Source organism: Streptomyces sp. NPDC058964 (assembly GCF_042741275.1).
In the GTDB taxonomy this organism is placed as follows: Bacteria; Actinomycetota; Actinomycetes; order Streptomycetales; family Streptomycetaceae; genus Streptomyces.
In genome coordinates this window covers 1-8,486 of the sequence record NZ_JBHYKH010000398.1, presented here as the reverse complement: position 1 = coordinate 8,486, position 8,486 = coordinate 1, and the positions used below count along the sequence as shown (strand labels likewise).

7 protein-coding genes are annotated in these 8,486 nt (G+C 68.5%); all 7 read right to left on the bottom strand.

What is annotated here, in order from left to right:
* On the bottom strand, positions 1 to 1,170 hold a 1,170-nt coding region (locus tag ACFW2E_RS34585; protein ID WP_384472215.1), incomplete at its 3' end, for a pyridoxal phosphate-dependent aminotransferase.
* Between the two features lie 189 nt (positions 1,171 to 1,359).
* Positions 1,360 to 2,508, bottom strand: a complete 1,149-nt coding sequence (locus ACFW2E_RS34580; RefSeq protein WP_384472213.1) for an aldose epimerase family protein — start codon at positions 2,506 to 2,508, stop codon at positions 1,360 to 1,362.
* A 220-nt stretch (positions 2,509 to 2,728) separates the two neighbouring features.
* Positions 2,729 to 3,973 carry a multiple monosaccharide ABC transporter permease gene (gene mmsB / locus ACFW2E_RS34575; protein WP_384472211.1) on the bottom strand — a complete coding sequence of 415 codons (1,245 nt, stop codon included), beginning with the start codon at positions 3,971 to 3,973 and terminating at the stop codon, positions 2,729 to 2,731.
* Entirely contained in the window at positions 3,970 to 5,523 is a 1,554-nt protein-coding gene (gene mmsA / locus ACFW2E_RS34570; RefSeq protein ID WP_384472208.1) for a multiple monosaccharide ABC transporter ATP-binding protein, read from the bottom strand. The genes mmsB and mmsA overlap by 4 nt, the downstream gene beginning before the upstream one ends.
* Before the next feature lie 44 nt (positions 5,524 to 5,567).
* Entirely contained in the window at positions 5,568 to 6,677 is a 1,110-nt protein-coding gene (gene chvE, locus ACFW2E_RS34565) for a multiple monosaccharide ABC transporter substrate-binding protein (RefSeq protein ID WP_384472205.1), read from the bottom strand.
* 62 nt (positions 6,678 to 6,739) lie between these two features.
* Positions 6,740 to 7,708, bottom strand: a complete 969-nt coding sequence (locus ACFW2E_RS34560) for a hypothetical protein (protein WP_384472202.1) — start codon at positions 7,706 to 7,708, stop codon at positions 6,740 to 6,742.
* A gap of 113 nt (positions 7,709 to 7,821) precedes the next feature.
* A partial coding sequence (locus ACFW2E_RS34555) for a zinc-binding dehydrogenase (protein ID WP_384472199.1) occupies positions 7,822 to 8,486 on the bottom strand: 665 nt, incomplete at its 5' end.

Here is an 8,486-nt window from a genome sequence, read left to right as displayed (position 1 = left end):
GCACCCGGTCGCGCGGGGGCCCCGCGGCCCCGCGGCGGCCCGCGCGGCTCCCCTCCTGGACCCGTAGAGCACCTGCTCCAGGCCGGACACCAGGCGACGCACGTCGACCTGGGGGCGCACCACGAGCCTCAGGAAGCGGCTGGACGAACCGATCTTGTTGCCGCACTCACGGACCAGGATCCGGTGCTCGGTGAGCATCCGGTCCCGGACCACGGTGCCCTCGGCGCCGACGGGCAGGCGCACGAAGAGGAAGTTGCCCTGCGAGGGATAGACGGTCAGGCCGGGCAGCGCGGACAGCTGGCTGGCCATCTCCAGCCGGTCCCGGCGCACCTGCATCAGACTCTGCGCGTACTCCGCGCCGTGCTCCTTCAGCATGAACACCACGTGCTCGGCGAAGGAGTTGAGGTTCCACTTGGGCAGCATGGTCCGGACCTTGCCCGCCAGGGACGGGTTGGCGACCAGGTAGCCGAAGCGTATGCCGTGCAGGCCGAAGTTCTTGCCGAGGCTGCGGAGCACGACCACGTTGGGCCGCAGCATCGCCTCCTGCACCACACTCGGTTCGGCCTCGGCGTCGGCGAACTCCAGGAAGGACTCGTCGATCACCACGAGGTCCAGGTCCGCCATCGCGTCCATGAACTGCACGAGGGCCTGACGGTGGATGAACCCGCCGTCGGGGTTGTTCGGGTTGCAGACGACGGCCACACGGGTGCCGCGCTTGCGGATGAAGTCCGCGTACTGGGCCAGGTCCAGGGCGAAACCGCTGGACTCCTGGAGCGGGAACATGTCGACCCGCTTGCCGGTCTCCATCGGCTGGTCCGTCCAGCGGCCGAAGGTGGGGACGGGGATGGCCAGGGACTCGCGCACCAGGAGGTGGTCGATCCAGGTGATGAGCTCGGTGGATCCGTTGCCCATCGCCACGCACTGCGGCGGCAGCCGGAGGAGGCTGCACAGCTCGGCCGTGATGGTGTCGGCGCTGCTCGGGTAGTACGTGATGATGTCCCGCAGCCGGGACGACATCTCCTCGAACATCGCCGGGGTGGGGAAGTAGGGATTACAGGGGATGCAGAAGTCCACCGGCCCGGCCTCGTCGCCGCCCTCCCGCGTGAGCGCCGCCATCGACGGGCTGTGCGCCGCGGTGTTGCGGAACAGCGAGGTGACGTTTTCGGCCATGGAACCTCCGTATGAGGCGAGCCCGCGGGGACGGACGGGCTCGTCGTCTTTGGGTGGCCCGTGCGGGGGAGCACGGGCCACCTCTCTATACGGAGTCGGAGGTGGCGCTGTTCAACGAGTGTGAAAGAAGTGTGAGTTCGGGAACTCGGGGCCCGTGCGCCGCGTCACGGGCCCCGTGACCCGGAGCACTCAGACGCCGAACGAGTGGATCGTCGTCGTCCGGTACGTCTGCCCCGGCCGCAGCACGGTCGACGGGAACGCCGGCTGGTTCGGCGAGTCCGGAAAGTGCTGTGTCTCCAGGCACAGCGCGTCGCCCTGGCGGTAGGTGCGGCCGCCGGTGCCGGTCAGGGTGCCGTCCAGGAAGTTGCCGGAGTAGAACTGGAGCCCCGGCTGGTCGGTGGCGATCTTCAGGGTGCGGCCGGAGTGCGGGTCGCGCAGGGTGGCGACATGCTCGGGCCGGGCGGTGATGCCCTTGTCCAGCACCCAGTTGTGGTCGTATCCCTTGGCCTGCACCTGCTGGACGTGGCCGTCGCGGATGTCCCGGCCGATCGTCTTGGTCCGGCGGAAGTCGAAGGGGGTGCCGGAGACCTTGGCCAGCTCGCCGGTGGGGATCAGACCCGTGTCGGTCGGGGTGTAGCGGGAGGCGGCGATCGTGAGCTCGTGGTTCTCGATCGTGCCGCTGCCCTCGCCGGCCAGGTTCCAGTAGACGTGGCTGGTGAGGTTGACCACGGTGGCCTTGTCGGTGGTGGCCTCGTAGTCGATGCGCCAGTCGCCGTGCCGGGTGAGGGTGTACGTCACCTTCGCCCGCAGCGTGCCCGGGTAGCCCATCTCCCCGTCGACGCTGGTGTAGTACAGGTGCAGACCGACGTCGGAGCCCTTGGTGAACGGCTCGACGTCCCAGACGTGCTTGTCGAAACCCTTGGCGCCACCGTGCAGGCTGTTCACGCCGTCGTTCACGGACAACTGGTACGACCTGCCGTCCAGGGTGAACTGTCCCTTTCCGATGCGGTTGCCGTAGCGGCCGATCAGGGCGCCGAAGTACGGGGTCTTCGCCACGTAGTCGTCGATGTTGTCGAAGCCCAGGGAGACGTTGGCGTGGTGGCCGTGCCGGTCGGGGAGCTCCAGGCCCTGGACGACACCGCCCCAGTCGAGGACCCGCAGCCGCGTGCCGCCGTTCTCCAGCGACCAGCGGTACACCTTGGTGCCGTCGGCGAGCTTGCCGAAGGGCGACTTCGCCGGCAGCTTGCCGCTGGAGGCCTCGGCGGTGCCCCCGAGGGTGGTCGCGGCGAGGCCCGCCGCCGCGGCACCTGCGATGACCGTGCGTCTGTTCAGTTCCATGTGCGGCTCCTTACGTGGGGAATTCGCTTCCCGGTCTGTGCGGTGCGTAATGGTGCGGTGTCTTTCTGTTGTTCCTGCGGGAATCGGTCCGGGCCGGACCGCAGCATTCGGGCCGGAAGCCCGCTGCCGTCGGGGGTGGGTGGAGTCACGTGCGGCTCCTGCGAAGGAAGCCGGGTCCGGAAGGGACATCGGGCCCCGCCGATCGGCGGGGCCCGGTCGCCTACGAACCCGACTTGCGCTTGTTCCACACGTCGAAGCCGACCGCCACCAGAAGGGCCAGGCCCTTGATGACCTGCTGCCAGTCGGTGCCGACGCTCAGGAGGTTCATGCCGTTGTTCAGCACGCCGAGGACGAGACCGCCGATGATCGCGCCGAGGACGGTGCCGACACCGCCGCTCATCGACGCGCCGCCGATGAACGACGAGGCGATCGCCGCGAGCTCGAAGTTGACGCCCGCCTTCGGCGAGGCCGCGTTCAGGCGGGCGGCGACCACCAGACCCGCCAGGGCCGCGAGCACGCCCATGTTCAGGAAGACGTAGAAGGTGACCTTCTTGTCCTTGACGCCGGACAGCTTGGCCGCCGGCAGGTTGCCGCCGATCGCGTAGATGTGGCGGCCGAAGACCGCGTTGCGCATGACATAGCCGTAGCCGACCACCAGGCAGCCGAGGATGATCAGCACGATCGGCGCGCCCTTGTAGCTGGCGAGCAGCATGGTGAGGGTGAGGATCGCGGCGACGAGGGCGACCAGCTTCAGCGCGAAGAGCCGGCCGGGCAGCACCTCGAGCGCGAACTCCTGCTGGCGGCTGCGGTCCCGCACCTCCTGCCACACCACGGCGACGATCAGCACGATGCCGAGGAGCAGCGTGAGGTTGTGGTAGTTGGTGTCCGGGCCGGCCTCGGGCAGGAAGCCGTTGCCCATCTTCTGCAGTCCGTCGGGGAAGGGACCGAGGGTCTGGCCCTTGAGGAGGATCTCCGTCAGACCGCGGAAGAGCAGCATGCCGGCGAGGGTGACGATGAACGACGGTATGCCGAGGTAGGCGATCAGAAAGCCCTGGACGGAGCCCGCGACCGCGCCCATCAGCAGGCACAGCGCCAGGGCGATCGGCCAGGCCACGCCGTGCTGCACCGTCAGCACGGCGGCGAACGCGCCCACGAACGCCGTCAGCGAGCCGACCGACAGGTCGATGTGACCCGCGATGATCACCAGCATCATGCCGATGGCGAGGATCAGGATGTAGCTGTTCTGCAGCACCAGGTTGGAGACGTTGCGCGGGAGCAGCAGATCCCCGTCGGTCCAGATCGTGAAGAGCACGACGATCAGACCGAGCGCGATGAGCATGCCGTACTGGCGCATGTTGCGGCGCAGTCCGTCCAGCATCAGCCGGAGCAGGCCGTCGCCGGAGGCCGGTCCGCCTCTGCCCGGCGGCGCGGAGGCCGGGATCTTGTCGGTCACATCGGTGCTCATCGCGTTACCTCTTTGTCCTTCGTCATATGGCGCATCAGCACTTCCTGCGTGGCCTCGGCCCGTGGCACCTCACCGGTCAGCCGTCCCGCGGCCATCGTGTAGATGCGGTCGCACATGCCGAGCAGCTCGGGCAGCTCGGAGGAGATGAAGACGACCGCCTTGCCCTGGGCGGCCAGCCGGTCGATGACCGTGTAGATCTCGAACTTGGCTCCCACGTCGATGCCGCGCGTGGGCTCGTCCAGGATCAGCACGTCAGGACCGGCGAAGATCCACTTGCTGAGGACGACCTTCTGCTGGTTGCCGCCCGACAGCTTGCCCACCGGCTCGAAGACGGTCGGTGCCTTGATGTTCATGGACTTGCGGTAGCCCTCGGAGACCTGCCGCTCCTCGTGCTCGTCGACCACCCCGCGCTTCGCGACCTTGCCCAGCGCGGTCAGCGAGATGTTGCGGTTGATGGTGTCGATGAGGTTGAGGCCGTAGTGCTTGCGGTCCTCGGTGACATACGCGATGCCGTGGCCGACCGCCTCCGCGACGGTCTTCGTACGGATCTCCCTGCCGTCCTTGAGGACCGTGCCGCCCGCGTACCGGCCGTAGGCGCGCCCGAAGACGCTCATCGCGAGTTCGGTGCGCCCGGCGCCCATCAGGCCGGCGATGCCGACGATCTCCCCGCGGCGCACGCTGATCGACACGTCGTCGACCACCTTGCGCTCCTGGTCGATCGGGTGGCGCACGGTCCAGTTGCGGATCTCCAGGGCCGGGGCGGCGCCCTCCTGCGCCTCGTGCGCAGTGCGCTCGGGGAAGCGGTGGTCCAGGTCGCGGCCCACCATGCCGGCGATGATCCGCTCCTCGGTGGTCTCCGCCGCCCTCACGTCGAGCGTCTCGATCGAGTGCCCGTCACGGATGATCGTCACCGAGTCGGCGACCCGGCGGATCTCGTTGAGCTTGTGGGAGATGATGATCGAGGTGATGCCCTGCTTCTTCAGCTCCAGGATGAGATCGAGGAGTTTGCCGCTGTCCTCGTCGTTCAGGGCCGCCGTCGGCTCGTCGAGGATGAGCAGCTTCACCGACTTGGAGAGCGCCTTGGCGATCTCGACGAGCTGCTGTTTGCCCACGCCGATGTCGGCGACGCGGGTCTCCGGGTGCTCGTCGAGGCCTACCCGGCGCAGCAGTTCTGTGGCGTGCCTGAGGGTCTCGTTCCAGTTGATGAGCCCGCCGCGAGAGGCGTGCTCGTTGCCGAGGAAGATGTTCTCCGCGATGGAGAGATACGGCACCAGCGCCAGCTCCTGGTGGATGATGACGATGCCGTGCTGCTCGCTCGCCCGGATGTCCTTGAAGCGGCAGACCTCTTCCTCGAAGAGGATCTCCCCCTCGTAACTCCCGTGCGGGTGGACGCCGGAGAGGACCTTCATCAGGGTCGACTTGCCGGCGCCGTTCTCCCCGCAGATGGCGTGGACCTCGCCCTGGCGGACGGTCAGTGAGACGTCGGACAGCGCCTTGACGCCGGGAAAGGTCTTGACGATCGAGCGCATTTCCAGGACGGGTCCCGCCATGGTCGTGCCTTCCAATCAGTGGTGTTCGGCCGGGTCGGTCGGGATTACTTGAGCTCGGCGTCGGTGTAGTAGCCGCCCTTGACCAGCACGTCCTCGTAGTTGCTCTTGTCGACGCTCACCGGCTGGAGCAGGTAGGCGGGCACGACCTTGGTGCCGTTGTCATAGGTCTTGGTGTCGTTGACCTGCGGCTTCTTGCCCTTGAGAGCGTCGTCGACCATGGTGGCGGCGACCTTGGCGAGCTCGCGGGTGTCCTTGTAGACGGTCTGTGTCTGCTCACCGGCGATGATCGACTTCACGGAGGCGAGTTCGGCGTCCTGACCGGTGACGACCGGCAGCGGCTTGCTTTTGGAGCCGTAGCCGTCCGACTTGAGCGCGGAGAGGATGCCGATGGAGATGCCGTCGTAGGGCGAGAGCACCGCGTCGACCCGGCCGCTCTTGTAGGAGGACGTGAGGATGTCCTCCATGCGCTTCTGCGCGGTGGCGCCGTCCCAGCGCAGGGTGGTGACCTTGTTGAGCGCGGTCTGGCCGGACTTGACCACCAGCTGCTTCTTGTCGATGTACGGCTGCAGCACGCTCATCGCGCCGTTGAAGAAGTACTTGGTGTTGTTGTCGTCGTTCGAGCCGGCGAACAGCTCGATGTTGAACGGGCCCTTCTTGCCGCTGTCCAGGCCGAGCTTCTGCACGATGTACGTGCCCTGGAGCACGCCGACCTTCTCGTTGTCGAACGAGGCGTAGTAGTCGACGTTCTTGGTGCCGAGGATCAGCCGGTCGTAGGCGATGACCGGGATCTTGGCGTCCGCGGCCTCCTGGAGCACGTTGTTCAGGGATTTGTTGTCGATGGCCGCGACGATCAGGCCCTTGACACCCTGGGTGATCAGGTTCTCGATCTGCGAGACCTGGGTGTCCGGGTCGTCCTCGCCGTAGACCAGCTTGGTCTTGTAGCCCTGGGCCTCGAGGTTCTTGACGACGTTCTTGCCGTCCGCGATCCAGCGCTCGGACGACTTCGTCGGCATCGCGATGCCGATGGTGCCGCCCTTGCTGCTGCCGGCCTTCTCCTTGCTGCCGCCCGCGCTGTCCTGGCCGCAGGCGGACAGGGTGAGGGCGAGGGAGGCGGCTGCGGCTATGGCGGCTATGGCGGCTCTGCGGTTGCGCATGTGATCAGTCCTTGTTCTTCTCGTCGTTGAGAGTCATTGCGGGCGGTGCTCCCGGCGGCCCGTCAGGCGCCGGAGGGAAAGCGGTTGAGCGGTCCGGGCAGCCGGGAGCCGAGCGGCGCCATGTCGCCGTCCGCGCCGTGCCGGGCGAGCAGGTCCAGGGCGAGGCGGCCGCGCCGCACCCGCTCCCGGGCGGTGTCCAGGGTCACGTCCCGCAGGTGGGTGCCCCACGGGTAGATGCCCGGGGCCTTGGACAGACCGAATTTCAGGTAGAGCGGTGCGCCGCGGCGGATCAGCTCGGCGACCTCGTACATCCGGACGTAACCGCCGAGGTCGTCGGGGGCCTCGATGTACATGTCCATGGGGGCGCCGGACGCCCGGCGGATCTCGGTGAGGTGATCGAGCGTCAGATCGCTGGGCACGTTGACGGAGTCGGCGCCGAGGCGCTCGTACACGGCGTACGACGCCGGGTTGACCGGTCCGATCAGCGCCGAGACCTTCAGCGTGGTGTCGGCCGGGATGATGCCGGTCTCGCGCGCCCGGTGCAGCGTCCAGAGCACGCCCTCGTCGGCGACCAGAAGGCACTTGACGCCCAGCTCGGTTGCCCGGACGGCGTCCTCGACACAGCCGGCGACCGCGTCGTGGCCTCGGGCGCGCAGGCCGGCACCGCGTGAGTCGGTGCGTACCGAGCCACCGATGTCCCAGGTGCCGCGCGGGCCGGTGAACAGGCAGAGTTCGATGTCGCGTTCTTCGGTGGCCTCGACCATCTCGGTGATCTCGGCGTCGGTGAGCATCCACACGCCGCTGCCCTGGCTGATCCGGTGGATCGGCACGTCGAGCCGGGAGGACTCCTTGAGCACGACCGCCAGCGCCTCGGGACCCTCGCACGAGGGGATCTCGGTGCGCCAGCGGCCGCCGCCCGGGAACGTGTGGGGCGAGGCGTCGGCGGGGTCGAGGGCGGGCGCGCCCAGGCCCAGGGTGGTGAGCGCCTGCTCACCGGGCCGGCGGGCTGCCGTGGCGGAAGCGTCGGTCACAAGCTGTCCTTCGTGTTCGATATTTCGGACAAGGTTCGCGTCTCTGGGTGTGAAAAGGGCTCGGTGGTACGCCGGTCACGGCGCCGTCAGGTGACGCCGTGACCGGCGTACGACTAGGGACGGAGCAGCACCTTGCCGACTTTCGGGTCGCCGGCTCCCACCAGCTCGATGGCCTGCGAGAACTCGGTCAGCGGCAGCTCGTGCGTGACCAGGGGCAGCGGGTCGAGCAACCCGGCGCCGAAGACCCGTACCGTGTGCGCCCAGGCGTCCGGCGGCGCCCCGAAGACGGAGTGCACCTCCAGCTGCCGTACGACGAGGTCGGTCGGGTCGAGACCCTCGGCGCCCGGCGCCGGGATACCCGTGAGGACCAGCCGTGCGCCGCGCCTGCGCTGGGTGGCGGAGGTGCGCGCGGCGGACGCGGACCCGGCGGTCTCGATCACGACGTCGAAGTCGCCTGGCAGTTCCTGGTCCCTGGTCCGGAACGCGGTCGCGCCGAACTGCCGCGACAGCGCCTCCCGGTCGCGGCGCGTACCGACGACCAGCAGCTCCGAGGGCGAGATCGCCTTCAGGAACTGCACCGCGAACATCCCGAGGGTGCCGGTGCCGACCACCGCGACCCGCTCGCCCGGCCGGGCGTTCCCCTTGAGCGCCGCGGCCGCGATGCAGGCGGCCGGCTCCAGGAGGGCGGCGGCGGTCAGGTCCGCGTCGTCCGGCAGCGCGTGCAGCAGGCGGGCCGGAAGCGTGAGCGTGGCTGCCATGGCGCCCGGCTGGGTGAAGC

What these genes read in the sequence shown, in the direction of transcription:
- chvE (WP_384472205.1), bottom strand. Translation starts at nt 6,677, where the DNA reads ATGCGCAACCGCAGAGCCGCCATAGCCGCCATAGCCGCAGCCGCCTCC.
- ACFW2E_RS34580 (WP_384472213.1), bottom strand. Translation starts at nt 2,508, where the DNA reads ATGGAACTGAACAGACGCACGGTCATCGCAGGTGCCGCGGCGGCGGGC.
- mmsA (WP_384472208.1), bottom strand. Translation starts at nt 5,523, where the DNA reads ATGGCGGGACCCGTCCTGGAAATGCGCTCGATCGTCAAGACCTTTCCC.
- mmsB (WP_384472211.1), bottom strand. Translation starts at nt 3,973, where the DNA reads ATGAGCACCGATGTGACCGACAAGATCCCGGCCTCCGCGCCGCCGGGC.